At 43.6% G+C, this 25,472-nt stretch carries 26 protein-coding genes; 14 read left to right on the forward strand and 12 right to left on the reverse strand.

Annotated elements, in window-relative coordinates; all coding sequences use genetic code 11:
- Positions 1-136: 136 nt before the first annotated feature.
- The 3 genes from GSF04_RS18050 (at position 137) to GSF04_RS18060 (ending at position 5,246) form a co-directional block, all read left to right on the forward strand.
- Positions 137-2,584, forward strand: a complete 2,448-nt coding sequence (locus GSF04_RS18050; RefSeq protein WP_211858214.1) for a TonB-dependent receptor — start codon at positions 137-139, stop codon at positions 2,582-2,584.
- A 54-nt stretch (positions 2,585-2,638) separates the two neighbouring features.
- A complete protein-coding gene (locus tag GSF04_RS18055) occupies positions 2,639-4,123 on the forward strand; it encodes a sulfotransferase (RefSeq protein WP_211858216.1) in 1,485 nt (494 codons plus the stop codon).
- A gap of 64 nt (positions 4,124-4,187) precedes the next feature.
- Positions 4,188-5,246: a hypothetical protein gene (locus tag GSF04_RS18060; RefSeq protein WP_211858220.1), complete on the forward strand. Its 1,059-nt coding sequence runs from the start codon at positions 4,188-4,190 to the stop codon at positions 5,244-5,246.
- Here the strand turns inward: GSF04_RS18060 and GSF04_RS18065 are convergent.
- Positions 5,243-5,824, reverse strand: coding sequence for a VTT domain-containing protein (locus tag GSF04_RS18065; protein ID WP_211858221.1), 582 nt, complete (start codon positions 5,822-5,824; stop codon positions 5,243-5,245). The genes GSF04_RS18060 and GSF04_RS18065 overlap by 4 nt on opposite strands.
- A gap of 154 nt (positions 5,825-5,978) precedes the next feature.
- On the opposite strand from GSF04_RS18065, the gene GSF04_RS18070 reads away from it, so the two are divergent.
- Both GSF04_RS18070 and GSF04_RS18075 read left to right on the forward strand, forming a co-directional pair.
- Positions 5,979-6,575: an ACP phosphodiesterase gene (locus GSF04_RS18070; RefSeq protein ID WP_211858222.1), complete on the forward strand. Its 597-nt coding sequence runs from the start codon at positions 5,979-5,981 to the stop codon at positions 6,573-6,575.
- 91 nt (positions 6,576-6,666) lie between these two features.
- Complete coding sequence (locus tag GSF04_RS18075) at positions 6,667-8,874, forward strand: tetratricopeptide repeat protein (protein WP_249122412.1); 2,208 nt, start codon at positions 6,667-6,669, stop codon at positions 8,872-8,874.
- Here GSF04_RS18075 and GSF04_RS18080 read toward each other — a convergent pair.
- Together GSF04_RS18080 and GSF04_RS18085 are read right to left on the reverse strand one after the other, a co-directional pair.
- A complete protein-coding gene (locus GSF04_RS18080; protein WP_211858224.1) occupies positions 8,828-10,273 on the reverse strand; it encodes a serine hydrolase domain-containing protein in 1,446 nt (481 codons plus the stop codon). The two genes, GSF04_RS18075 and GSF04_RS18080, sit on opposite strands and share 47 nt — an antisense overlap.
- 104 nt (positions 10,274-10,377) lie before the next feature.
- Positions 10,378-10,761, reverse strand: coding sequence for a rhodanese-like domain-containing protein (locus tag GSF04_RS18085; protein WP_211858225.1), 384 nt, complete (start codon positions 10,759-10,761; stop codon positions 10,378-10,380).
- A 184-nt stretch (positions 10,762-10,945) separates the two neighbouring features.
- Here GSF04_RS18085 and GSF04_RS18090 point away from each other — a divergent pair, with 184 nt between their 5' ends.
- The gene (locus GSF04_RS18090) at positions 10,946-11,809 is read left to right on the forward strand and encodes a LysR family transcriptional regulator (RefSeq protein ID WP_211858226.1); all 864 of its coding nucleotides are present in this window, start codon (positions 10,946-10,948) and stop codon (positions 11,807-11,809) included.
- Here GSF04_RS18090 and GSF04_RS18095 read toward each other — a convergent pair.
- The 3 genes from GSF04_RS18095 to GSF04_RS23530 form a co-directional block, all read right to left on the reverse strand.
- Positions 11,787-12,173, reverse strand: a complete 387-nt coding sequence (locus GSF04_RS18095; protein ID WP_010606232.1) for an MmcQ/YjbR family DNA-binding protein — start codon at positions 12,171-12,173, stop codon at positions 11,787-11,789. The genes GSF04_RS18090 and GSF04_RS18095 overlap by 23 nt on opposite strands.
- Positions 12,174-12,305: 132 nt before the next feature.
- Positions 12,306-13,316 (reverse strand): hypothetical protein, encoded by a 1,011-nt coding sequence (locus tag GSF04_RS18100; RefSeq protein WP_211858227.1) that lies wholly within the window; start codon positions 13,314-13,316, stop codon positions 12,306-12,308.
- 42 nt (positions 13,317-13,358) lie between these two features.
- A complete protein-coding gene (locus GSF04_RS23530; RefSeq protein ID WP_312026954.1) occupies positions 13,359-13,541 on the reverse strand; it encodes a hypothetical protein in 183 nt (60 codons plus the stop codon).
- A gap of 206 nt (positions 13,542-13,747) precedes the next feature.
- On the opposite strand from GSF04_RS23530, the gene GSF04_RS18105 reads away from it, so the two are divergent.
- The 4 genes from GSF04_RS18105 to GSF04_RS18120 all read left to right on the forward strand — a co-directional run bounded on the left by GSF04_RS18105 (position 13,748) and on the right by GSF04_RS18120 (position 16,102).
- Positions 13,748-14,065 (forward strand): hypothetical protein, encoded by a 318-nt coding sequence (locus GSF04_RS18105; RefSeq protein WP_010375910.1) that lies wholly within the window; start codon positions 13,748-13,750, stop codon positions 14,063-14,065.
- A gap of 32 nt (positions 14,066-14,097) precedes the next feature.
- A complete protein-coding gene (locus GSF04_RS18110) occupies positions 14,098-14,832 on the forward strand; it encodes a YafY family protein (protein WP_211858228.1) in 735 nt (244 codons plus the stop codon).
- Positions 14,833-14,949: 117 nt separating this feature from the next.
- Positions 14,950-15,504, forward strand: coding sequence for a hypothetical protein (locus GSF04_RS18115; RefSeq protein WP_211858229.1), 555 nt, complete (start codon positions 14,950-14,952; stop codon positions 15,502-15,504).
- Between the two features lie 310 nt (positions 15,505-15,814).
- Positions 15,815-16,102 carry a hypothetical protein gene (locus GSF04_RS18120; RefSeq protein ID WP_211858233.1) on the forward strand — a complete coding sequence of 96 codons (288 nt, stop codon included), beginning with the start codon at positions 15,815-15,817 and terminating at the stop codon, positions 16,100-16,102.
- 131 nt (positions 16,103-16,233) lie between these two features.
- On the opposite strand, the gene GSF04_RS18125 is transcribed toward GSF04_RS18120, so the two are convergent.
- Positions 16,234-17,187, reverse strand: coding sequence for a helix-turn-helix domain-containing protein (locus GSF04_RS18125; protein WP_211858234.1), 954 nt, complete (start codon positions 17,185-17,187; stop codon positions 16,234-16,236).
- A 94-nt stretch (positions 17,188-17,281) separates the two neighbouring features.
- Between GSF04_RS18125 and GSF04_RS18130 the strand changes: the two genes are divergently transcribed.
- Entirely contained in the window at positions 17,282-17,689 is a 408-nt protein-coding gene (locus tag GSF04_RS18130; RefSeq protein WP_045989911.1) for an MAPEG family protein, read from the forward strand.
- A gap of 249 nt (positions 17,690-17,938) precedes the next feature.
- Positions 17,939-19,351, forward strand: coding sequence for a diguanylate cyclase (locus GSF04_RS18135; RefSeq protein ID WP_249122413.1), 1,413 nt, complete (start codon positions 17,939-17,941; stop codon positions 19,349-19,351).
- Positions 19,352-19,354: 3 nt separating this feature from the next.
- Here the strand turns inward: GSF04_RS18135 and GSF04_RS18140 are convergent, their stop codons facing one another.
- Entirely contained in the window at positions 19,355-19,537 is a 183-nt protein-coding gene (locus tag GSF04_RS18140; protein WP_010606219.1) for a ribosome alternative rescue factor ArfA, read from the reverse strand.
- Between the two features lie 212 nt (positions 19,538-19,749).
- Between GSF04_RS18140 and GSF04_RS18145 the strand changes: the two genes are divergently transcribed.
- Together GSF04_RS18145 and GSF04_RS18150 are read left to right on the forward strand one after the other, a co-directional pair.
- Positions 19,750-20,757 (forward strand): alpha/beta hydrolase, encoded by a 1,008-nt coding sequence (locus tag GSF04_RS18145; RefSeq protein ID WP_211858237.1) that lies wholly within the window; start codon positions 19,750-19,752, stop codon positions 20,755-20,757.
- A 248-nt stretch (positions 20,758-21,005) separates the two neighbouring features.
- A complete protein-coding gene (locus tag GSF04_RS18150) occupies positions 21,006-22,550 on the forward strand; it encodes a basic secretory protein-like protein (RefSeq protein ID WP_211858249.1) in 1,545 nt (514 codons plus the stop codon).
- Between the two features lie 86 nt (positions 22,551-22,636).
- Here GSF04_RS18150 and GSF04_RS18155 read toward each other — a convergent pair whose 3' ends face one another.
- The 4 genes from GSF04_RS18155 to GSF04_RS18170 form a co-directional block, all read right to left on the reverse strand.
- Positions 22,637-22,954 (reverse strand): hypothetical protein, encoded by a 318-nt coding sequence (locus GSF04_RS18155; RefSeq protein ID WP_010606216.1) that lies wholly within the window; start codon positions 22,952-22,954, stop codon positions 22,637-22,639.
- A 9-nt stretch (positions 22,955-22,963) separates the two neighbouring features.
- Positions 22,964-23,686 carry a subclass B1 metallo-beta-lactamase gene (gene bla, locus GSF04_RS18160; protein WP_211858250.1) on the reverse strand — a complete coding sequence of 241 codons (723 nt, stop codon included), beginning with the start codon at positions 23,684-23,686 and terminating at the stop codon, positions 22,964-22,966.
- A 243-nt stretch (positions 23,687-23,929) separates the two neighbouring features.
- Complete coding sequence (locus GSF04_RS18165) at positions 23,930-24,106, reverse strand: hypothetical protein (RefSeq protein ID WP_165383791.1); 177 nt, start codon at positions 24,104-24,106, stop codon at positions 23,930-23,932.
- Positions 24,107-24,339: 233 nt separating this feature from the next.
- A complete protein-coding gene (locus GSF04_RS18170; RefSeq protein ID WP_010606214.1) occupies positions 24,340-25,470 on the reverse strand; it encodes a sodium ion-translocating decarboxylase subunit beta in 1,131 nt (376 codons plus the stop codon).
- Between the last annotated feature and the right edge of the window lie 2 nt (positions 25,471-25,472).

Below are 25,472 nucleotides of genomic sequence, written 5' to 3' on the forward strand. Positions count from 1 at the left end.
ATGGCTAGTTAATTCACCACCGGTTGTATGAAATTCTCTCTAAACTCGGGACAGAAATGCACCACCTGCATAGTTACCCATTTCTAAAGATTGAAATTTCGTCACGTTTAATTCTTAATTTGAGGTTCCACCATCCATGAGTAAGCTCCATCCAAGCTTAGTCGCACTAGCTGTTAGTTCGAGTTTTTTTGTTGTTAATCAATCACAAGCTGAAGAAAGTAAGATTCAAGAAAAGTCAATTGAGCGAATTCAAGTAACAGCCACTCGACGCGCAGGCACAGTTCAAGAAGCGCCATTAAACATTACTGCCGTCGACAGCGATGTTATGAGCGACCAAAATATTGGCGACCTTGAAGATGTAGCAAGATGGGTTCCTGGTTTGACAATCACAGAACAAGGTGGCCGTGAGGGCTCACCTATTATTGTTCGTGGCTTGAATACTAATTCGTCGGAACGTGCTTCTGACTCAGGGACAGTGGCAACTTACCTAGGCGAAATCCCAATCAATGTGGATTTGCGACTAACCGATATCGAACGTGTTGAAGTCTTGATCGGCCCACAAGGTACGCTTTACGGTGCAGGCACGCTAGGTGGTGCGATTAGAACCATGCTTAAAGCGCCAGTGCTTGACGTTATTGAAGGTAAACTAAGTGGTGACTTATTCAGTATCAATGAAAGTGACAGTCATGGTCATGAAGTGGGTGCTGTCTTCAATATGCCTGTAGTGATGGATGAATTAGCCGTTCGTGCGAGCATTAACCGCTATCACAACCCCGGCTTTATGGATTACAGTTATGTGGTTAAGCAAACTGGCGTTTCAAACCCAGATCCTGATTGGTCCAATGCTGAGGATGTAAAAGCAAACATCAACGCAGTTGCGGATGCAAATGATGAGACCATAACAACCACACGGGTTTCTCTACGTTGGTTGGTGAGTGAGAATATCGATACAACACTAAACTATTTTCATCAGAAGCAAGAAAATGGCGCTAACTCAATTTCACAATATCAAAGTCTTGCAGCACAGCACCCGCTTGCCGATTCTATTAAACCATACGAGTCAGCCTACCGTGTGCTTGAACCTAACGAACAAGAAGACGACCTGCTTAGCCTTGAAATCAACGCCGATTTAGAGTTTGCTGATTTAGTTTCGGCATCCGGTTGGTCAAGCAAAGAACAACAAGGCCAACGAGATCAAACCGATCTACTTTATGATATTTGGCCGGGTTATGCGGATTTTCCTAGTTTTACCGCGTTGACTAAAGACACCACAGATCAAGACACTTTTACCCAAGAGATCCGTTTAGTCTCTAAAGGGGATAACGCGCTAAATTGGATTGCAGGGGTATATTACAGCAAACAAGAAATTAGTTCGGACGATAGAGAGTACACGCCAGGACTCACGGAGTTTTGGGGCGATGAAATCGACAATATTGAGCAAGATCTTGAGTATATTGCACTGACCAATGCCACCAGCAAAGAGTCAGCATTGTTTGGCGAAATTGGCTATGCATTTTCAGACGATTTTAATATCACAGTGGGCGCTCGTTTCTATCGCTATGATGTTAAAACTGAGTCAGCGGCTGAAACCCCGCTCTATTCTGGTGGCCTGCCAAGCCTTGAGCAAATTTCATTTGAACAAGTCAGTGCCAAAGACAATGGTAGTTTGTTTAAGTTTAATGCCAATTACACTTGGCAAGATGGACTGCTGACGTACTTCACGGTCAGTGAAGGATTTAGATTAGGCGGTGGTAACGGTTTGGAGTCGTGCCCAGAAACACTACCAGAGCAACAGATCATCTGTGCACTGCCGCATGAGCTTAGCTATAAACCAGATACCACCACTAACTATGAGCTGGGATTAAAATCTACATGGCTGAATAACAAGCTGCATTTTAATGCCGCATTATTCAGTGTTGATTGGGAAGATGCACAGATCTCATCCGTGACGGTAAACGGCCAAGAGATCATTACCTCCAATGCTGGATCTGCGAACTCTAGTGGGATTGAGCTATCAACCCGGGCTATGTTGAACGATCAGTGGACGGTGTATGCAAACTATTCTTATGCAAAAGCACAGCTAACTGATGATGCACCAGCCCTGTTTGCGGTATTCAAAGAAGGTGACTATAGCGCTGAAGAAATCGCGCTTTACCAGCCGTACTATGACGGTACAGATGGTGACCGCCTACCTGGCGCGCCAAAACAGCAGTTCTCATTCGGTTTAAGCTACGAGCAGGAAGTGTTCGACGACAAAATGCTTAACGTTAATTATGGAGTAACCGCACAGAGTGACGTATACACGAAAGTCGGACTCAAAGCTGACGGAGAGGTATTACCAGGCTTTGCCTTGTCTAACCTCAGTGCGAAGCTTTCAAGCGAGCAATGGGCCGTCACTTTTTATGTCGACAACCTGTTTGACAAATTTGCTTTCACCTCGGTAAGACGCGACAAGTCTTGGGCTGGTGAAGCTAAATTCGCGGCGTTAAACAAAGCCTTGCCTGAGCAGCAGCGAGTGTACGGACACTATGTCACAACACCTCGTACCGTTGGGGTCAAGCTTAACTACCAGTTTGAGTTATAATCAGCAAAAAACTAAAATAGAGAGTGAAGTTACCTTCACTCTCTTTACGTTGCGATGACATCATACAATCAGATCCAAAGCTATATTCAACAGCGTCAATTTCAAACGGCGCATCACGCATTAGTCGCTCGCATTAATATCAATGCCAACGATCACTACGCGTACGCCTTATTGGCCGAATTGAATATCGCACTCGGTAACCTCAGTAAAGCGCAAAAAATTTACGACAAGTGCCTAAGTTTATTTCCCTGCGCACTTTACTCATTGAGCGCTGCCAAACTTGCGCTTTTTACCCAAGCACCATTAGTGGCAAAGCGTTATATTCTGCATTTGCTAGGTAACACACAGTTGTCGGGATCTGAGCACGATACCCTCGCAAATATATTACTGAGATTAAACCAATATACTGACGCTGGTTGGCATTTTAGCCATGCCTATACACGCTCACCATACTGTCCTGAAATTGCGCTCAACTATGCAATGCATTTAAAGATGTCTGGTGAATTAGCACAAGCGCTGACGCTGCTTGCCTCTTTAGTGCAAGCAAACCCTAGTAATGCAAAGTGCCAGTTAGCCTACTCAGAGCTTACTCCTGTAGAATTAGCATCAACTCGCATCGCTCAGTTAGCAACTGAAATAACAGCGCAAACTGCACCACTTACATTACAACGGCTTTACCATGCGCAGGCACTCGAATACGAAAAGCAGGAAAATTATCCCAAGGCATGGCAAAGCCTTATTGCCAGTAAACAAGCGATAAGTGCCGAAATTTCCTATTCATCTAAACAAATGACAGGCTATTTTCAAGCACTTGGCAAGCTTCTAGACAAGCCTATTGATTTTGCTCCAGAGCAAACGCTTGCACCAGTATTTATCATTGGGCTACCACGCTCAGGCACCAGTTTAATGGAGCAGATCTTAGCGCAATTGTCACTACAACCGCTGGGAGAGACCAATATAATGCCCCAAGCACTTAGATTTTCTCATGACTACAACAGCAATATTCAACATATCAGCCACGCCTATGAAGAAGCTAACGCCATTGAGCAATACCGTCTCTTCACCGCGCAGTCCGTTGCTGGTGCTCAACGTTTTATAGACAAACAACCATTTCATTTTTTCTTTATCGATTTACTCGCAAAGGCGTTTCCACGCGCAAAATTTGTCGTGATGAAGCGAGACAGAACAGATACTTGTATCGCAAACTTCCGTCAGCTATATCAAACGAATAGCCCCTTCCATGGCTACTCATACCGGATGCAAGATATTCAAGCTATGTATGATGATACTTATGCATTTATGCGAGATGCTGCACAAAAACACCCGACTCAAATTAAGTTTGTGAATTATGAATCGCTGGTAGAAATGCCTCAGGCAGTGATGAAGGAAGTCTGTCAATTTCTCGAGTTGGATTGGCAAGACAATGCACTTCACTTTTATAAGCAAGGTTATTACTCAGCGACAGCCAGCAAAATGCAGATCAGACAGCCATTGAACAATACAAGTGTGGGCAAATATCGAAATATATACCCAATATAGGAATATTGCCCCATTGCAGTGATGATGCTAACGTTAGACAAAAGGAATACAAAACAATAACGATATGAAGCAACTACTCTCTATTATATTTCTAACTGCATTAGCGGCCTGCACGCCATCAGAAATTACCAAGATAGAGCAAGAATTAACCCTTGCTCAACAGCAACGAAATTTAGATGCCCAACTTAACGCGCTCAAGTCGCTCAATGAATATGATAATAATAAGTGGCAAGCGTTATACCTAGAAACATTGAATGCCTCCACTTTGCTATCCGATGCGCAACGCGCCTATGACAACGGCAACATTGTTACAGCCCAGATAGGAGCTGGACAATCCAAAGATATTAATAACTCATTGCAAGCGGATACATTGCTGCGTGCGTTATCTATCGATTACCCACTGACTGAATTGATTGATGAATTAGTCCAATTGCACACGACAGCAAGTAAAAATGAAATATCGTTCACCTCTTTTTTTAACCACTCTCCTAGCAAGTGGAATACTATCGAGATCAATCAAAAGCTGCTTGCCATAAATACTAAGATAAAAACAATTACTGAGCAGATTGAAACACTGCAAAATACTCAAAGACAATCTCAGAGTTACCAAGCGGTATTAGTAGAAGCAAAGCGGCAACGAGATTTACTAGCTGAACAGGAAGCTATTTTTTTACGCCACTTGCAACAACAGTTCAGTGTCTTACATCAAGCTCAATTTGCAAAGATTTATCAAACAGTGGCCGAACAACTTAATAACTTTGACGAACGAGTAGTAGCCTCAATGATCCGCCAAGATCAAAACAAGTTGATTGAGACGATGCAGCATCAAAGCGAGCTGTTGTACAATATTGATCTCATGCTAAAGCAGGCAGGTTCTGAAAGACATGCTGAATTTGAGCCTTTTTATCTTGCCTATATTCAATTACTGAATAAACCCAAAGATTACAGAGAGTATGTACGCAAGGGAGAAGCAGCGCTCACTTTATTTGAGCACGCCGGAGCCCCTCATAATTTTTATCAACAGTATCAAACATTAGTGTCAGAGCCACTAATACTGAGCGATGATTTACTCGCTTTTGCACGCTCACAAAATGAATCAAAGTTTTTGTATAGAAAATACTAGCGACTAGCTATCCACCATGCGAGCAGCACAATGGCCGTTGTGAGAATAACGGCTTTTATTTTATGTTTTTTAATTAGCTTTTCGGCCTGATCACCAGCAAAGTAAACGACCGCCGCCAAGCCAAAATAACGTAGTGAACGGGCAATACAGGTTGCAATTAGAAATTGTAATAGTGAAAATTTTGTGGCGCCTGCTGCTAACATGGCAATCTGAAAAGGTACTGGCGCAATACCTAAGGTCAACACAAACCAAAACCCCTGACTTTGCATCTGCGCTTTCACTTGATCAAACTGAGACTGACTCGACAGCAGCTCAATAACGGAATCCCCCACGGCATCAAATAAATAGTAACCCAACGCATAACCAAATAAAGCACCAATCACACATCCAACCGTCGCCATTAACGCAATTAGCCATAGCTTTTCTCGCCTTGCTTGCATAAGCGGCACCATCACGGCTTCAAGCGGAATAGGCACGATGGTTGACTCTAAAAAAGAGGCAACCGTGATCCCTTTGAGCATATTTTTTGATTCTATTAATCGCTTGGTCTTCTGCTTCAATTCAGCCGTTAACGCCATCACACTTCCCCTGATTTTTTCAGTAACGGAGACAAGCATAGCCTAAGCTAAGTTTCTCCTTCCTGAATTAAGCAGTGCTTTATATATGCGGGTATTTGTATGTGCGGACAAATGCGATACCCTGTTTTAGAGTGAATTATTGGGGGATGTTTCTGTGAATTATTTGGCGCATTTGTACTTTGCCAAACCGACTGCCGCATCGCACTTTGGCAACTTGCTCGGTGACTTTCAAAAAGGCGTGAATATACAAGCACTGCCTAAACCTGTGCAACTTGGTCTACAAACACATAGAAAAGTCGATAAATTTACCGATAGCCACTCGATTACAAAATCTGCTAAACAACTTTTTTCGCCCGCGCGTCGCCGCTTTGCAGGCATTGCACTGGATGTGTTATATGACCACTTTTTGATTAAACACTGGCAGCAATATCACAGCACCTCACTTGACGACTTTAAACATCAGAGCTTTTCCTTGCTGCACGATAACTTACACATCATGCCTGCGCACATGCAACGAGTCGTTAGCGCAATGACACAAAATGATTGGTTTGCCACCTATGAATCAGTAGCTGGTGTGGGCCATGCACTCGATAACATCGCTAAACGTATTCGTTTTCAAAACCAATTTGCTGGCAGTGAAAGGGATATTACAAAGCACTATCAACAACTAGAGTCAGGATTTAATGTCTTTTTTCCACAATTAATTGCCCACATGCAACAACAACTCATAGAGCCTGAAAATTTAGAGTAAATACTCCTCTATATTTGCTCCATGGTTATCAACTATAATGCAGATATATTTGTTGGTAATGGGTTTTTTTGCAGTGTTAAACAGAGTTAGGTTGCTTTTTGTCCAAGCACTATTTACGCTATTTTTACTTTTAACTCCGTTTTCCACCCATGCCAGTGCACTATTACCCACGCTTGAAACGTTGAAGCTGCTGTTAACCGATAACCCATCTGTTGCGCTTGAAGAAATTGACACACTCCTAAACAAAAACACGACTCCAACTTATCTTTCAGCAGCTTGGTTTAAACTCAGCCTAATGAAGATTGAAGCTCACTCTTTGCTTGGCCATTATGAAACTGCTTATCAGGCGATAGATGAGCTCAATCAGGTGTTAGATAAAGTGGCAGATCCTGATGCCAAGAGTAAATTGCTATTGAGTCACGCCACGGTGCTACTTAGTCAAAATCGTGCAACAGAGGCAGAAGAAAAGCTTGAGCTGGCACTCAACACCACCTCTCAAGCCGATGAGCGGTTAATTGCAGATATTCATGATCGCCTTGCTCATATTAACCGCTTTCGGGCAAACTACCGTAGCGCGCTAAATCATGCTGAGCAGGCCATCCAAATTGCAAAACGCATTAATGATGTTCCGCGACTCGCAAGTTTCTATAACCAAATTGGCATTGTTTACGATTACATGGGCCAAATTGAGCAAGCTATCAGCTTCCATGAACAATCTCTTATGCTTCAGCGCAAACGCAATAACCAGCAAGGGATCTCCAACTCACTGTACAACATCGGCGAACTCTACCGTGATTTAGAAGAATTTCCTCTTGCACTATCACATTTTGAGCAGGCGCTCAGGGTTGATAAGCTATTAGGTAATCCGCGTCATATCGCCAACAGTTACGGTAAGATTGGCCAAGTTTTATATCAACAGGGAGAGTATAAACAAGCTCAGGTGTTTATTCTAAACGGCCTTGCCCTAACAAAAAAAATGGAGGCTGACAGCGACACGGCTTGGCAATTAAGTAATTTAGTCAATGTCCAACTAGCTCAAGGTGATGTGAATGAAGCCTTAAATAGTGCAAATGAAGCGCTTACGCTTGCGATAAAATCCGGTGCCAACCGAACAGAGCGCACCGTTAGGCTGGCACTTGCTAATGTCTATTTGGCTCAAGATAAGAGTGAAGACGCCAAAGAACAGCTTGAACTATTACTAAAGCAACCTCAGCTTGGCACTCAAACGCAAAGTGATATTCACAAACAGCTGGCCGCAATTTATCAACAAGCTGGCGCATTTGAAGCCGCGCTTGCTCAATTAAAACAATATCAGCAAGCACAAACTGAACTAAAGAAGGTTAGCGATAAAAACAAAGCGTACAAAATGGCATTAAACATAGAGCTTGTGAAAAAGGAACAAGCACTTAGCCTGTTACAAAAAGAGCAGTCGCTGCAACAAGCAAATTTAGAAAACCTGAAGTTGCAGCGAGGCTTGGCCATCGCCTCCGTGCTGTTGCTGCTCGCTGGGCTTGCTATATACTTTTTAAGACAACGCCAGAAACAAAAACTAGAAGTCTTAGAACAGCACATGGCCGCGCGGGCTTTAGAGCAAAAAAACCAATTGCTCGCCGATATTTCTCACGAGTTGCGTACCCCGTTAACCGGACTAAAACTGACAATTGAGGCGATGCAATTTAATATCGAACCTGATATTGATGTCGCCTATAAAAAAGTGAACAGTAAAATCAACCAACTAGATACCTTAATCTCGGACATTTATCAGTCCGCTCGGTTTGACAATAATGTGATGTCGTTAGAGCTCAGGCTGCTTGATATTAATACCATTGTCAAGGATTGCTGCTCTGAACTCACGCCTGTTTTTGCGAAAAAGCAGCAATCTCTGCGCTGTAATTTAAGTGAGCAAGTCTTGCTGGTAGAAGGCGACCCACAGCGTCTAAAACAGGTCATCCTGAACCTTTTACGGAACAGCCATTTTTACACCGATGCAGCGGGAACCAGTCTAATACATACACGCTTAGTCGACTCATATGCCATTATCACACTGGAAGATTCAAGCCCAGGAGTAGCAACCTCGGAGCTAGATAAAATTTTTGAACGACTTTATCGCTGTGAACACTCCAGAAGTCGGGATCTTGGCGGCTCGGGGCTTGGACTTGCGATTAGCAAACATATTGTGTTGGCGCATCATGGTACTATCCGCGCCAACCACAGCCCGCTTGGCGGGCTACACGTTGAAGTGAAGCTTCCGATTAAATCCGCTCAAAACGATATAGGCCACGCCAAATCACCGCAGTGATGTCACCTTTGTCATTCGTTTCAATGGTGACATCTGCGCCCCCTTCAAGCTCAATCAGGGTGTCTTCCTCTGTGGCAACGAATGCCATCAGGTTATCGCGAGCCATATCTAAGACGTTAAATCGCGTACCATCTCGGGTGATTTTCATTTTAAACTGATGATCTTTCTCATAAGTATACAGGCCTTCCAATTGCTTTGCGCGTGCCTCAGATAATGTAATCGCTGTTATTTTTTTACTACGTAGAAAATCCCAGCCGTAATGTTCGCTGATGGCAATGCGAAGCTCACCAAATACGGTACTCGCTGAGTCGCCATTGGACATCAACACCATCCCCTCGCCTTTTTCTACATATGCTTCAAAACGGTTGCTAAAGCCTTTATTTTTACCACCATGGGTGAAGATAAGTCCTTGCTCACGCTGTTCAAGCTCTGGTCCCAAACCCCATACGTCATGATGAACTTCAAGCATTTGCTTCGCCAGCTCTGGTGTGATGGGCCCCACGGTATTGCCTGCATACGCTTGTTGTACGGCCATAATATATTTAGCGAGATCCACCGGAGTGGTCCAAAGACCAGCAGCGGCTTGTTCTGGATAAACATGCCAGTCCCCCTCGACTTGCTCGCCTTTATCGTCAAACGCAGCACTGGCTTTTGACCATAACGTTTTCGGTAGTGGTTGCGCATAGGTACTGTTGTGCATACCTAACGGAGTTAAAATTGCCTGTTGGACATACTCTTCAAATGGCATTTTTGTCACATCTGCCACGAGCAATTCCATTACGGTGTAACCACCGCCAGAATAGCGCCAAGCTTTACCTGGCAAAGTGTCAACCGTCACTAAGTCGGTATTGCCTTTGCCCATTAAGACTTCAACATCGGTTGGAATTTTACTACCACGCACGTAGCCCGGAAAACCATGTTGAGTAAGCCCCGAAGTGTGGGTCATTAACTGTCTCAAAGTAATAGGATTGGCTTTGGTAAATTCGTTCGTTGGTACTTTCCAAGAGGTGAGATATTGATTAACGTCAGCATCTAAATCGACTTTACCGTCTTGTGCTAACTTTAATACCGCAAGCGCTGCAACGGGCTTACTAATTGACCCTGCCTGAAACAGTGTTTCAGTGGTCACTTTTCGATTTTGCTTTTTATCTGCAATGCCAAACCCCTCAGCCCACACCACTTTACCATCTTTGATCACGGCAAGGCTTAAGCCCGGCAAATGCGTTTCTTGAAGACGCGTCTGCAAATCTACAGGTTTATATTTTTGGCCTTCTAACTGCACTTTAGGTAAGAGGTTATGAGCAACTTGTTCAACTTGATGTTGAGCCGAGTCAGTGGCGAAGGATGTCTGACTTAGCAAAGACGAGCAAAATATGGCGCAGTACAATAGTTTCGACATGATATTTCCCTTGTTATTATCGTTATTCACTCACTTTACACACTGATAAATGTGCCGTGAATGAATAACAGTATAATCATGAGATGAATAAAAATGCACCTACATCAACTTTGTGCCTGAGACACTCGGCGATTAACGGGGTAACGCTCGAAATCCTCCCAGTAATGAATTCCACCTATCATCTCTTTTACTTGATAGCCCATTTTTGCAAGCTTATACGCGGCCTTTGTTGCGCCATTACACCCAGGACCCCAACAATAAACCACGATTGGCGTAACCTTGTCATACTTAGTCATCGTCAGTTCGCTTATGTCTGCGCTTGGCATATTGACTGCGCCTTGAGCATGACTTTTGGCAAAGGCTTCATTCGACCTGACATCAAATAGCACAAAATCCTGCTGCCCCGTTAACATCGCCTGATAAACATCAGCACAATCCGTTTCGTAAGCCAGCTTCATTGCAAAATACTGTGATACTTCTACTTTCATCTTTTAACTCCTATTTAAATAACCTGAGATCTATATAACCTCACCCGAGGTCAACTACGTTACGCACTCGACCGGCGTTAATGAATTCATATTTTTTGAAGGCGATGTTCATCATTTCAGAATAGGCAATCGCAGCAAGCTCATTTAAACTGGTGGTATTCAATACGTAATTGAGTTTAGTGCAATGGAGTTTTACCATTTAAGGTCGTTTGTTGCGGTTGCAGAAGCCCAAAATCTAACAGCAGCAGCGAAACGACTGTACACCACACCACCTGCTATCAGCGCCCATATCAAAGCGCTTGAGGAAGAACTCAATACCGTATTGTTTCATCGTTCTAGCAAAGGGATGCAGCTCACAGAACAAGGTAAGATCTTGCTAGACAAAGCTAAGTTAACGCTTGCAAGTGCAAATGATTTAATGCATACCGCAGCACAAGCCAAAACACTGCTCACAGGCGAGTTCAGACTTGGCTTGAACCACCCTATCGGCACCTCGAGCGAACTTGGCGCACTGATAAAAACACTCAACCAGCACTTTCCAAGTCTTTCTTTTTCGCTGGAATTACTCTCAAGTGGTGTCATCGTCGACAAACTCAGTGATGGGCTACTTGATGGTGGGGTTATTTATGGCGAAGTACCTGCACATTTTAGCGCGGTACCGCTCACAGAAGTTGCAGTTACCACCGCTTATCCTGCATCTTGGCCTGTGCCATCACATAAAGCCGAATTAGCACAGATGACGTGGATACGTATGGGAAAAGGCTGCCCTTTTGATAAGCAACTTGATCAACAGCTAAGCGAAGTAAACTCGGTAAATATTAATGCTGCGGATGAGCGCTCCCGCTTGGCTTTAGTTAAGGCAGGGCTCGGCGTGAGTTTTATTGAAACCAACGCCATTGCAGATCAAGGAGCAGAAGTTGCCTTGTCGAGTTTGCTAGACTTTTCGCTCCCGGTACATTTTGTTGTGGCAAATCAAGCGCTCACAGAGCCTAAAGTGAACGCCGTGTACCAAGTCGCTTGTGCGTCTATTGATGCTGCGCAAGGATAATCCCCTGCTGCTTTTTCGGCATTTTTTCGACTACAAGGCGAAATGAGTTATCCATCATCCGCTCAAGTTCTCCAGTAGGAATGGAGCCATCGAGCACCACCGTGTTCCAGAGCTTTTTATTCATGTGGTAACCCGGTAACACCGCACTAAAAATATCTCGCAGCGCTTGCGCTTCATCAGGATCGCATTTGAGATTTACGCGCCAATGGGGATGCTCGTCATCTTCTTTGCCCATTTTACCAAGCGCCAACGTCGCGAACATTTTGTCTTTCACTTTATATACATCAACGCCTTCACCAAAAGGTTGACTTACGCTGGTATAGGGTTTTGCAAGCAAGTAGTCGTGTACTTGTTGATGATCCATCTTATTCTTCTGCCTTTAGGTTAATCGTTGCCGCTTAGTAGTAAAGCATAATACCAAGCGGCGTAGTAGCATAAATTACTCAACCTGAGGTTTGAATAAGAAATACGCTAACTCATTGTTTTGAAGCTCAGGTCACTCAGGTTGTGGCGCCTGTCCTTGCCAACTCCAACTTGGAAATAGTTCGCCATTCACGACGGCATTATTACCAGAAAACAGTGAGTGCGGCCTTTCTTGCGTTACCCAATTTGTCGCAGAGGAGTGCTCCAACTCAAAAACCACGTTCCCAAAGAAGCTGTAAGGCCCTGACAAGGTCGAGTTTCTATAAGCAGCAAACAAGGTTTGGCCGCCCATCATCAGTTCACCAACACTACTTTGCTGGTCGATTTCGGCGGCGCCTTTACTCCAGATCATTAATAGGTTTATATGCGACTGCCCATCTGCTAAAAAGTAGCCATTTCCAGCAACTTGTACTGCGTCGAACTGGTTCCCTTGGGTACTTCTAGCATTGGCGGTGTCAAACACATATGCTGTCATCGCCTGATTGCCGGCTACAAATTCAGCAAAAGCGCCCCCTGCTATTTTCACTTTAGCTTGGTTAAGATTACTTAAGTAAAGATTACTATTATCTGTCACGATATAGTGGTATTCAGGCTCAGTGCCTTGCACTTGAGTCGCGACATTATCCAATCTTGCCATTCCCTGCGCCGTCACCGTTACGCTACTTTGCTGAGCGGTGCTGACAAGCCCTAAGTTATTGAGCTTAACCGAACCAGACTCCACTAATACGGTCGGCTGCACGCCGCTTAACGCCGCAGAGATAACATCTTGAGTATTATCAGACCCCGAAATGGTGATACCAGGTCTCGTGATCTTAATTGGGCCCTGACATTGTCCTTGAATAGCAAAGGTAATTTCATCGACAGGCCAACTTACTTGCTCAACGGCACGTTTCAGTAAGCTGGGGTTAGTATGACAGTTGATAGCAAAAGTATACGACCCACTGATACTTTGTGATGCGACTTGCTTTGCCAAGACATGCAGCCTTTTGACATCGCTGTCATTTGTGTCCTTTGCAAAAACATGGGAAGCGCAGATAGCGGATGCAACCAAACTGGTTGCAAATATGCTTGTACTTAATTTCATTTCCTTATCCTTTACACGGTTAATCCTGCCAATTGCAGTACCCTAAATCCTAATACAGATCCTTTGTTTTGCCAGGGCCTGTTGATCTTTGCTGTTTGACTTTTGTTCTCCTGAGTGTGTTTTGGTCGCGACGCTCGACTTGCCGCCTAGTAATCTAGGCAAAAGTTGAGCAACAATGAACAAAGCGCACTCAGGTGAACCCAAAGGGCAGTGCTTGATTTGCATTTCTACTGTGTTATCGCCTGACTTACATAGAACAACTATGCTACGCAGACTCTGCCTTGTATAAATACCAATCAAGCTGCTGCAAAAACAAACTTGAAAGATAAACAGGCCCTCGATATAAAATGCACTGTATATTTAAACACTACTGACACTCCCTGACACAACATCGTGGTTTACTCTTTTTGAACTCAAAAAGGAGAAAGACCATGCAACAAAATGTCGTAGAGATTGTAAAATTTAAATTGGCTCTTGGTGCTACAGAGAGTGACATTATGGGTGTAAACCCAGCTTTTACCGAGTGGGTTGAACAGCAACCTGGGTTACTATATCGTTCGTTGACTAAAGACAGTCAGACTGGCGAGTATTTAGATATTATTTATTGGCAATCGATGGAGCATGCAAAAGCGGTGTCGGCACAATTCCCAACAACCGAAGTATGCCAAAGATTAACGCAATACATAGACAGCGAGAGTGTCACCATTAGTCACAGTAATGTGCTCTCTCAAACGCCATGTAGCGGTTAATTAATCTGAGATTTGAATAACAAGGAAAACTCGTGCATAAATCAGAACGTCTCTTTCAGTTAGTGGATCTGCTCAAGGGTCGACGATTAGCGGTTACCGCCAAGTCATTGGCCGATCACTTTACGGTATCTGAGCGTACGATTTATCGCGATATTCAGGACTTACAAAGTTCTGGCGTGCCAATTGAGGGGGAAGCAGGTGTCGGCTATATTATTGGTGACTACCCACTGCCCCCGATGATGTTTAGCTATGATGAACTCACCGCATTGTTACTTGGTAGTAAAATGGTTGGAGCATGGACGGATCCCGAACTTAGCGCGCATGCAAAAGCGGCCATTGCCAAAATCGAGGCCGTGCTACCCGCTCACCTCAAACAACAGCATGACCACTCCCCTTATTTGGTCTCAAGTTTTAAGCACGGACCGCAACAACAATCCTTTAGCGCTACACTTAGGCTCGCCATTGCGGCTAAGCGGTGTGTACAACTTGAATATCAAGACGTTGCAAAGCAACAAACCCAGCGTATCATCGAGCCACTCGGATTGGTTTATTGGGGTGGAAAGTGGACGCTGGTCGCATTTTGTCAGCTCCGCAGTGATTACCGTGAATTTCGCTTGGACCGTATCACCGCGATACATAAAAGTGAGCGGACCTTTACCGTACGTCCTGATAAAAACCTCAACCATTACGTTGAACTAGTTAAAGCCAAATACGCCGAAGAAATTGCACAGCACCAATGCCAAGCGCCTGATAAAAGTAGCAACTAATTCTAAGCTCACTGCCCGATTCATATTTTGTTACTAATACTTGCGCATCTAAAACCAACCTTTTCAAACTACACCGCGACTAATTTTGTAAATCAGACTTACTCCTTCGAGGTGCTTATGAAAACCACAAAATCAATACTAATAATTTCGGTAACACTGGCTGTGAGTGCCTGCGTTGGCTACTCCAATGCAAATCCAACCGAGCCGCAAACGCAAGGCAGCTACCAGCTTATCGCTTACCAAGACTGTAACCCAATAATCAAACACACCATGGACGCCGAACAGGTGGCTGCATACAAAGCACTCAAAGCGGCAGAGCTTGATATGTCAGCTTCTGAGTTACCAATGAAAGATATTGAAGACAAGCTCGCACTGCTCAGCAAAGAAATGGAAGCCATTAGTAAAGAGGCGATACAAGAAGACGACGATCGACTTGTGATCAATAAAGCGCTACTGGCAAAACAAGAAGAAAAGGCCAAGCAGATTGAGGCAGTAATTGAAAGTCACGCCGCTAATTTTGATGCCATTGACGACTATGCCGAAAAAATCGAAGCGGCAGCAAATCGTTTTGATAAAGCTTTGAAACCCATAATCGGTGACTTAAAAGAGGTCAATATTAATATCATCGAACCCGGTGAAACCCCGAGTGTCCGTTGCCTCGCGTCAAGCTAAGCAAGTTGAACTGATTGAATGGAGGAAAATATTCCTCCAACTGTATTTGCTCATCACTTGCCTTACCATGTAGACAAATTAGTATGGACTTTAGCTGACAGGCGGTTTTGAGCAGAATATGACTACTTAATTAAGTGCTTTATGCGTATTAGTTCACATACAAAGTATGTTATGTTTGTTCATGCTAGCCTCAGCTGTTTAGTTATTTAACAAATTAATTATGGCTCTGCTTTATATAAAGCGAACCCACGAAAAAGAGAAAGCTAGCACGGTGTGGGAGTCATTATATCTATATTTCGGAAGATCGGCAGTGAATGATATTGAAAGGAATAAGTTAATCAAAACTAGCTGGGATTTGCATAGTTTGGTAGAAAGTAGCTACCTTGGCAATCCCGCTACCAAAGGCGATGAAGAATGGCTAGAAAAACAGCGTATTCTATTAGCTGATATGGCCATTCATTTATTACAAACGGCTATTAAGCCAGGTAACATAGAGCTTGATAAATTAAAAAATAATCTGTACTCGATTCTAACAATCACAGATCAATTTTTACCCCACTCAGGACTTAAAGAAGCAGCAGAGAAACTTTACGAGTAAACATATAACACATGTTCAAGTTAGTATTGCCGTAGTTTGGTTTCCTGTAGTACTCATATTTTGCAGTTGACTATAGCGATAACAGCCGGTGTTATTGATTGAAAAAATAGAAAGGTTAACACCCACTATGACTACCCTCTCACTCGATTAAGCGATTGGTTATAGTGCTTTTTGTATTGCTTCGCTAAAGCCTGACTGTCTTGATAGCCAACCTGATTGGCTATCTGCTCCACGCTCAAGTTTGTGCTATGCAATAGCTGTTTGGTGCGAACGAGCCGCGCAAGTCGCACATACTCAAACGGCGTCATACTCGTGTGCTGTTTAAAGCGTCGAATTAACGTACGCTCTGACATACAAGCTTGTTTCGCAAGGCTCTGTAAGCTATGTGAAACATCGAGATTATCGCTAATATGATGCTGTGCCTTAAGCAATTGCGCATCTCTATGTTGTAAAAAGCCACTGAGCTGCACAAACTCATTTTGACTCGCTTGCTCGTTTGGTATCGCCAGCCATGCGGCGATTGCTTTTGCCACTTCAGAGCCCAGCACGTCGGTAATAAACCGCAGCATCAAGTGCAAGTAACTATGAGCTGCGCCCGCGGTATACACCATATCGCTTTGCTCTGTTACCTTTTGGCTGTTGGGCTTTAAAACTGGAAAGTATCGTGTAAAAAAAGGCGTGAGCCACCAGCTACAAGTAAATTGTTTTTTATCCAACAATCCTGCTGTGGCTAAAAATGCGGTACCGCAACATCCGGCAAGTTGATAAGTCGCGGGATGAAATTCAATACCATGCTTGTTTAATTGTGCTTTGATTTGTTGGCATTGTTGCCACAACAAAGGCTCTGATGAAAAGTGACTGCCGAGCCAGATAACGACATCAGCATCAGCCAATGCGCTAAATTCAGCATGACAAACAAATTCTAAACCCTGACTACTCATCACCGACTTTTGCCCTGAAAGCGCAACCGTCTGCCAGCAAAACACCGCCTTACCAGCGACTTTGTTTGCCACGTTCAAAATATCAATCACACCTGTTAATGCGCTCGCAAACACATGTTCAGGACATAGCAAAACCACCTTCATGGCAATATCAAACCAAAACTAGTCATTATTGACACGATAAGTTAGCAATCAATCTAGTTAAAGTAAAACCTCTTTCAAACTCAGGAGCTTTACTATGTGGATCCATATTCCGATTTTATTTTTGCTTAGCCTAACGCTGCTATTATTTCTTCTGACCGCAACGAGTAGAATTCGCGCAGTCAAAAATGGTGATATTGCACTTCAAGATATTCGCTATGTTGAAAAACACGCCTTCCCCGAGCGCATAAGATTATTAGGTAATAGCTATGACAGCCAGTTTCAGCAACCAGTTTTATTTATTGCACTACTGATACTTTTGCATACTGAGCAAATGACGGGACAATTTTGGTTTGTGCTCAGCACCGTGTTTGTCGCAGCAAGATATTGGCACAGCTACGAGCACATACTGGGCAGTAACTTACGGTTACGAACCCTAGCATTTGGATTAAGTAGCTTTTGCTTGTTTTTTGCCTGGTTTAGCTTCTTGTTCGATAGGATGTAAAAAGTCTCTGGTTAAAGGGATTTTACACTGGCTAAGTTACGTACAAGTTTGTTACATTAACTACAACAATAACCTTAGGTTTTGGTTGTGCTGCAGTCTAGGTTGAATGGCGTCAAAATACACAGCAACTTTAGTGGGAAGCTTACGCTCCTACTCGCTTTTATTTACGGCGCCGTATTTTTGTTTAGCCCCTCAATTTTTGCGCTTGATGACAATTGCTCGCTCACGACCACTCACGGCGACTCAATTTTGCTTACTATAAATACGACGTCTTATAGCAAAATTGAACGCGGCAACAATACCGTCTCGATAGCCTGTAATTTACATGAAGACAGCGTTTTTTCATTTGTAGATGTTGGCCTTAATCACTATCAGTGGCGAGTCAACGCCCCTTTGCCCGTTAAGTTCTCACAGCCCGCATTTATCATTCCAAAAGGTAAGTACACAGCAACCTTAAGCTTAGATTCTATGCAAATTCATACGCCAAGATTTAGGCTGATGAGCACGGGGAAATTTATTTGGGAAAGTCAAAAAAGCAGCCTAGTCATGGGCGCATTTTATGGACTTTGCTTTACCTTAATTTGCTATGTATTGATCATGGGTAGTCGCCTCAATGATCCTATATTTAGACTCTACGGCGCTTATATCTTCTGCCTTTGTGGATTTGTATTATTCCAAGAAGGGCAATTAAATCTTTTTGTTTCATCTCAGTATAAACCATTACTCAAACACGCATATCTACTTAGTATTGGTCTCACTGTGGTTTCAGCAACTTGGTTTATGTTGAGTATCCTACTTGTTGACAAACAGTGGCCAAAACTCGTGTTGCTACTGAAAAGTGCCGCGGGTATCGTGATGCTCCTGAGCATACTTAAAATTCCCACTCAACAAGCACAATTGTCCTACTTATTAAGCCAAATTATGGCCTATATAACCCTCGTTATTGTCGCTACTATCTTTGTGCTATCAGCTCTTCAAACCAAGCGCAAAATTGGCGAAGCAAGTTTGGTTTTTGCGGCACTGAGCCTAGTATTAGTCGGTATGGTATTTCGCGTGCTGTTAGTGGGATATAGCCCATTTATGCAGCGCTATGCACTTATTTTTGCGTTTGCCATTGAGTCTTTACTGCTTGCCGTTGCGGTATCTAAACGCATTGGACGACTCAGACAGCAAAAACAACAAGCTGAAAATGAAGCAAATTATGATCAATTGTGCGGCATTTTTAACCGTCGAGGCTGGTACAAACAAGCCAACGTGCTAGTCGAGCAATTTAATAAACGTGGTGGTGTTTTGGCATTATTTTACATTGACTTAGATAAATTTAAGTTGATTAATGACCAATTTGGTCACGATGCTGGAGATAAGGCGCTTGCCCATGTTGCGACGTTTTTGTCATCAAGTATCAGAAAACAAGATATTGTAGGACGCCTAGGTGGCGATGAGTTTGCAGCGCTCTGCTTATTTGACGACACACAATCTGCAGAAGAAAAAGCACAACAGCTGCAACAACAACTCAATACCTTGCAATTTAGTCATGGGAAACAAAAAGTAGCAATTCAAGGTAGTGTCGGGCGAGCATTTTCCCAACACCCGATAACAGATATCAGCGATTTAATCGCACAAGCTGACAAGCAAATGTATCAGCAAAAAACCTTATCTTAAAGCTTAGGCTGCCTTAAGGTAAGGCTCTTGGCCTTTGTGCTTTACGCTACGTTGATAACTACCTTTGCCTTTTTTGCTCTTTTCAACTTTCGCCTTAAACAACGGGCTGGTTACTAACGCTTTTAGTGCGTTGTCTTTAATTTCACCACGCTGATGAGCATGCTGAAGTTTGCTTTTTTTAGTCATGACTTACTCCAAATAAGAATCGTATAAATTGATAGCGTTGATGCATAATTTCCGACCATCAACAAGCGCGAATATTAACCTAAATGTTTTAAAGCGCAATGGCTTTTAGCAATAAATTTTCGTCTTTTTTGACTGCTATTTTAAAGTTAAGTTCATACCCACGCTCTATACTTAAATGCAGCCCTTTCAAGTCAAGCTAAACGTTCGCGACAATGACCGATATCAAGATTGCAACCGGGATCAGCATACATTATCAGGACGAGGGAGCGCCTCACGCCCCCGTAATTATTTTGATAATGGGTCTTGGGGCACAAATGACAATTTGGCCAGATGAATTGTACTTTGGGCTAGTCAATAAAGGTTTTCGGGTGATCCGTTTTGATAATCGCGACACGGGATTATCGAGCCACTTGGACCATTTAGGTTCACCGAGTGTGATAAAAACCATGCTGAGTAAAAAGCTTCCCATCCGCGCTTCTGTTCCCTATACCTTAGAAGATATGGCCGGAGATGTTGTCGCTTTGATGGCAGGACTTAAGATTAAACGCGCCCACCTTGTTGGTGCTTCTATGGGCGGGATGATTGCACAAATCGTTGCAGCTAAGCATAAAAAGAAAGTGGTAAGTTTGACCTCAATTATGTCAACCTCAGCGTATCCCAAGTTTACCGCAGCAAATGTAAAAGTCATGCTGCAACTGGCAAAAGCACGGCCAAAGTCAGACTGCCACCAATCTGCCATTCAATACAATATAAAACTCAACCAGCTGATCGGCAGTCCCGCCTACCCTCAAGACGAAGGGACGCTACATCAACAAGCCAAACACAGTATTGAACGCGCACATAACCCGCAAGGATTTAAGCGCCAGCTTGCGGCGATTGTCGCAAGCCAATGTCGCAAGCACACGCTGGCAAAGATCAAAACGCCTACACTTGTTATCCATGGTACCGACGACCCTATTTTTCCCGCGGCCGCTGGCCAGCAAACCGCCGCTACTATTCGAAAATCCAAACTAAAACTGGTCAATGGGATGGGTCATGACTTCCCTCCAATGCTCATGCAAAAGATTGCTAAATGGGTGGCAAAACACGTAACTAAAGCAGAGCGAAAGCGATTAAAAAAGAAACAACACAAACAAATTGCAACTCAAGAGACTGCGAATAAAAAAGTCCCGAAAAATCAATCAAACACGCCCCAACAAAACACAGTTCACAATAAATAACATCCCTAGCATTACGCCCTGTAAAGCCTGATAGTGCTAGCCTTCGCATCGTAATTCAACCTAACTCAGGAACACCAATTCTGCCCTTATCGTTAAATTAAAGTAAATTTCCATTTGACAAACGTACATAAAAGCAACAACAATTAAACCGTTCCAAACTTATTTGGACGCCAAAATAAAAATAGCCATGGATACAACATCAACAGGTATCTGCCCACAAAAAATGGAACGATACAAAAGAGGTCAACATGAACATCATTATAGCTAAAACGCGATTCCAACGTTCTTTTATAGCAGCCGCTTTAGTGAGCCTGGGCTTAAGCTCGGCGCACGCAAACAGCGATCTGACAACTGCCAATGCCGCTGCTATCAGCGTTTCAGGAGAAAACCAACCCTATGAGGGCAAAGTCAACGCATTTGATAATAACCACTACAGCAAGTGGCTTACTTTTTCAGCTTCCGGTTGGATAAGTTATGCGTTTAGCGAAGCGGTGAATTTAACAGCTTACACCCTCACTTCTGCGAACGATGCGCCACAAAGAGATCCCAAAAATTGGACGCTTCAAGGCTCTCAAGACGGTCAAGTGTGGTTTACTATAGATTCGCAAAACAATCAAAGTTTTGCTTCGAGACATCAAACTAAGCAGTTCAATGTCAGTACCAATCAAGCGTACCGCTTTGTGCGCTTAAATGTCACCGCAACGCAAGGTGCCAATTTATTACAGCTTGCAGAAATCGAATTTATCGGTGCTCCGGCAAACGGTGGTACAACCTTGCCATTTAACCAAAATGGCAGCGTTACCCCTGGCCAATGGGCACATTTTGGGCCATTTACAAGCTCAGCTCCTATCACAGCAACCTTGACTGGTAGCGGTGATGCAGATCTATACCTAAAAGCAAATAGCCAACCGACCACCGCAAGTTATGACTGCCAAAGTATCAATGATGCCAGCTCCAACGAGCGCTGCGATATAAGCTCAAATGCGCCGGTTTATGTTTCTGTATACGGTTTCCAAAGCGCCAATTATGAATTAGCCGTCAGTAGCGATAGCACACCACCAAACGACACATGGCAACGTCCGGAAGTAAACTTTGTTGATGTAAACCCTGAAACACAAGGCTCGGCATTATTTAAACGGATCATACCAAACCCAGCTGCACACATGGCCGAACGCTGTGTGGATGTAGCAAAAGTGCTATACCGCGACGCCAGTGAATCCCAGCGTTTTAGAAAATTGCAGTTTGAGTTGAGAGCCAAAGATCATTGGGGTAAGGATTTCGTTGCCTATAAGATGGGGCAAGACGGTTCGGGTGAGATGACTATCGTCGTTAGCACCGCGCACTTAGAACGTATTTATCGCGATAATAATAACAACGATGCCGTGATCCGTGATGAAATCGACGGCATTTTATTCCACGAAGTCACCCATGGTTACAATAACTCGCCGCTGACTCATGACAGCTATGGTGATGGCAAGGCAAACTGGGCATACACCGAAGGTCTAGCTGATGCCGTGCGGATCGGTGCTGGTTTTCATAAGTCACGCTCACCAGATATCATCAACGCTAAACGCTGGCTTAGTGGCTACACCACAACTGGGTTTTTCTTACATTACGTCAAACAACAGCACGACTCTGAGTTTATCTACAAGTTTAATAAAGCGGCGAAAGATATGGGCAATTATACTTGGTCATTTGATGCAGCATTTCAACATATCTTGGGCCGAAGTGTTGAAGATGTTTGGAACGAATATGTCGCCTTTATCCAAAATGGCGGACAGCTGGAGTATTAATTTTTAAATAGTAGCTCTGCCGCGTAAAAGGGTCTAAGAAATTTCTCTGAGAAACTCCTCTATGAGACTCCTTTACGTGGTATTCGTTATTTTTGTAACGCCTGCTCATGGGACATTGTTTTCAGTTTAATCGCGAGGCCACAGGAGAAGTAGATCTTCACCACTCCAACAATGATCAAATGAAAGTTTGGGTGGGAAAGCAAATCTAAGTCATAGATATAGGCTGCTTTTATTGGCGCGTCGCCATTCTCTATCATGGCGATTAGCCAATGATAGATTGCAATCCCCTCTTTGATAACCCCAAGCACTATCAAGGCTACGCCCGTTAAAAACAACAAGCGACAATACCACAGCGCAGTTTCTAAACCCGGACAGCGTAAATTACGAAACGGAATAAATTTCATGTCAGTCCTTTATTTACCTTTTGATTGCTCGATTTTGATTAGCTTAACGGTATGGTGCAACAAAGATAAATCCCCTTCTTTACCATGCCCTGGAATAACCATGTTTGCTTCCGGATATCGGCTCAATACCTTGTGTATAGACGCTTGCCACTCATCAACCGAAGCATCCTCCAAGTTACCTAAATTTTTACTCACCACACTTTTCACAAAGCATCCTGCGAATAAAATCTTAGATTGTGGCAGCCACACGACAATATTATCTTTCGAGTGTCCTGCACCTGGGTAATAGGTTTCAACGACACCTGACTTTATCGCTGCTGAGGCTTGCGGCAAATTATGTGACGCGATAGCGCTGTGTTTTTGGGCTAATAGATGGTTAGTTTGGGCTGATGCATAGGTTGGGATCTGATGTTTATTTAATACCGCTAGGCCACCGCTTGCATCTTGATGATAATGCGTGACCACCGCCCCTTTAATATTGAGCTTGCGGTCCTCGGCCCACAATAGCAGTGCTTCTGTGTCTTGCTCGGTCCAAGGTGTATCAACAATGTAAGCATCTTGACCGTCGACCACAATCAGCCCAGAGCCTGCCACTAACCCCCAAGGTTCAACGTGTAGCGAAGATTCATGTTTATAAACATGCTCTGCTATCGGCGTTACCACTAAAGTCGATGTTTCCATTGCAACTGTCACACAGGGTAACAAAAATAAGAAAGGAGCTAAAAACTTCATCTGAAGTTGTTCATGTTAATTAAAAGTGACGAAAGACTATCAAGTTTAAGAATATAAAGTCCAGCGAAATGAAACGTCAAACGGCTAAATAACAGAAATCGATTTTTTGGTGTTAAACACGTGTGGGAGAGTGAATTGTTATGTTTTCTATAGCTTAGTCATTAGTTGTATATACGCCTAACATAGTTTCACATCAGGCGTAATAGAATTGTAATCTGAATGAGTTCAGATGAGCCGTAGCTCTTAAACCATATCTTTTGGAGGGATGCAGTAATGCTTACCTGTTGGAGCTGGATTACATGCCATTAGTCCTGTTAAAGTATCAGTCCCTCTTGCGCCTGCAACATCTTTAGTTTGAGCCGCTGCGATCTCTTTACCTAATAAGCTTTTTAAATTTGTTTTTTTAATAGTTAGTTTCATGTTACTTCCTTATTTTCATTGTTATATTCAAGTAACACAATACACAAGAAAAACAAAAGAACAACCCCCTAATAGAAACAAAAAAGACTTTTTTTAAACAATTTGATACCAAAAAGCATCAAAGTGACAACAAAACTTACTACCGTCTTATTTCCCCAATTGAGCTTGTATTATAGGTCTAAAAAATGCGCGGCAACCTAAAATCGCCACGCAAATGGTTGGAGAAGTGTAAATTAGCCTACCAATGCAAGCAAAATACCAGCAGCAACCGCACTGCCTAATACACCCGCGACATTGGGGCCCATCGCATGCATCAGCAAGAAATTATGCGGATTGCTTTCAAGGCCAACCTTATTGACCACACGCGCCGCCATCGGGACTGCGGATACCCCAGCAGCGCCAACTAACGGATTAATGGGGGTATCACTAAATCTATTCATGGTTTTAGCCATTAATACACCTGCTGCGGTACCAATTCCAAATGCCACGGCACCTAGTGCTAAAATCCCCAACGTCTCAACCGTTAAGAATTGATCAGCTGCCAACTTTGAGCCCACCGCCAAACCGAGGAAAATGGTGGTGATATTAATCAACTCGTTTTGCGCCGTTTTACTCAAGCGGTCTACTACACCACACTCTTTCATCAAGTTACCCAAGCAGAACATACCAACCAAAGGTGTTGCAGCAGGTAAAAACAGTATCGTTAGACCCAGTACCGCCAGAGGAAAGAGGATTTTCTCGGTTTTTGATACATGGCGCAGCTGTGGCATCGCAATCTGGCGCTCTTCTTGCGTCGTGAGTGCTTTCATGATTGGTGGTTGAATAATTGGCACCAACGCCATATACGAATAGGCTGCCACCGCAATTGCCCCTAGTAACTCTGGTGCAAGCTTAGACGCGAGGAAGATCGCAGTTGGACCATCTGCACCGCCAATAATGGCGATTGCAGAGGCGTCTTGCAGGGTAAATTCAAAGCCCGGAATATAGTTCAGCAATATAGCCCCAAACAAGGTGGCAAAGATCCCAAATTGAGCTGCGGCACCAAGCAACAGCATCTTGGGGTTAGCTATCAAAGCACTAAAGTCCGTCATCGCCCCCACCCCCATAAAGATCAGTAAGGGGAATACTCCGCTGTCTATACCTATGTAATACACGTAGTATAAAAGCCCACCAGGATCGGCAAGCCCAGCGACAGGAATATTCGTGAGTATGGCACCAAAGCCAATAGGCACCAATAGCAACGGCTCAAAGCCTTTGGCGATCGCAAGATACAAAAGTCCGCAGCCCACAGCCATCATACAAAGTGCAGGCACGGTGAAGTTGGCAAGTCCTGTTGCTTGCCATAAATTAAGTAACCCTTCCATCA

Origin of the sequence: Pseudoalteromonas sp. A22 (assembly GCF_018141345.1) — a bacterium.
Lineage (GTDB): Bacteria > Pseudomonadota > Gammaproteobacteria > Enterobacterales > Alteromonadaceae > Pseudoalteromonas > Pseudoalteromonas maricaloris.

Bases quoted from the DNA above. Each gene is read 5' to 3' on its own strand.
- GSF04_RS18050 (WP_211858214.1), top strand. From the start codon at position 137: ATGAGTAAGCTCCATCCAAGCTTAGTCGCACTAGCTGTTAGTTCGAGT.
- GSF04_RS18055 (WP_211858216.1), top strand. From the start codon at position 2,639: ATGACATCATACAATCAGATCCAAAGCTATATTCAACAGCGTCAATTT.
- GSF04_RS18060 (WP_211858220.1), top strand. From the start codon at position 4,188: ATGAAGCAACTACTCTCTATTATATTTCTAACTGCATTAGCGGCCTGC.
- GSF04_RS18065 (WP_211858221.1), bottom strand. From the start codon at position 5,824: ATGGCGTTAACGGCTGAATTGAAGCAGAAGACCAAGCGATTAATAGAA.
- GSF04_RS18080 (WP_211858224.1), bottom strand. From the start codon at position 10,273: ATGTCGAAACTATTGTACTGCGCCATATTTTGCTCGTCTTTGCTAAGT.
- GSF04_RS18085 (WP_211858225.1), bottom strand. From the start codon at position 10,761: ATGAAAGTAGAAGTATCACAGTATTTTGCAATGAAGCTGGCTTACGAA.
- GSF04_RS18090 (WP_211858226.1), top strand. From the start codon at position 10,946: ATGGAGTTTTACCATTTAAGGTCGTTTGTTGCGGTTGCAGAAGCCCAA.
- GSF04_RS18095 (WP_010606232.1), bottom strand. From the start codon at position 12,173: ATGGATCATCAACAAGTACACGACTACTTGCTTGCAAAACCCTATACC.
- GSF04_RS18100 (WP_211858227.1), bottom strand. From the start codon at position 13,316: ATGAAATTAAGTACAAGCATATTTGCAACCAGTTTGGTTGCATCCGCT.
- GSF04_RS23530 (WP_312026954.1), bottom strand. From the start codon at position 13,541: ATGCAAATCAAGCACTGCCCTTTGGGTTCACCTGAGTGCGCTTTGTTC.
- GSF04_RS18105 (WP_010375910.1), top strand. From the start codon at position 13,748: ATGCAACAAAATGTCGTAGAGATTGTAAAATTTAAATTGGCTCTTGGT.
- GSF04_RS18115 (WP_211858229.1), top strand. From the start codon at position 14,950: ATGAAAACCACAAAATCAATACTAATAATTTCGGTAACACTGGCTGTG.
- GSF04_RS18125 (WP_211858234.1), bottom strand. From the start codon at position 17,187: ATGAAGGTGGTTTTGCTATGTCCTGAACATGTGTTTGCGAGCGCATTA.
- GSF04_RS18130 (WP_045989911.1), top strand. From the start codon at position 17,282: ATGTGGATCCATATTCCGATTTTATTTTTGCTTAGCCTAACGCTGCTA.
- GSF04_RS18140 (WP_010606219.1), bottom strand. From the start codon at position 19,537: ATGACTAAAAAAAGCAAACTTCAGCATGCTCATCAGCGTGGTGAAATT.
- GSF04_RS18145 (WP_211858237.1), top strand. From the start codon at position 19,750: ATGACCGATATCAAGATTGCAACCGGGATCAGCATACATTATCAGGAC.
- GSF04_RS18150 (WP_211858249.1), top strand. From the start codon at position 21,006: ATGAACATCATTATAGCTAAAACGCGATTCCAACGTTCTTTTATAGCA.
- GSF04_RS18155 (WP_010606216.1), bottom strand. From the start codon at position 22,954: ATGAAATTTATTCCGTTTCGTAATTTACGCTGTCCGGGTTTAGAAACT.
- bla (WP_211858250.1), bottom strand. From the start codon at position 23,686: ATGAAGTTTTTAGCTCCTTTCTTATTTTTGTTACCCTGTGTGACAGTT.
- GSF04_RS18165 (WP_165383791.1), bottom strand. From the start codon at position 24,106: ATGAAACTAACTATTAAAAAAACAAATTTAAAAAGCTTATTAGGTAAA.
- GSF04_RS18170 (WP_010606214.1), bottom strand. From the start codon at position 25,470: ATGGAAGGGTTACTTAATTTATGGCAAGCAACAGGACTTGCCAACTTC.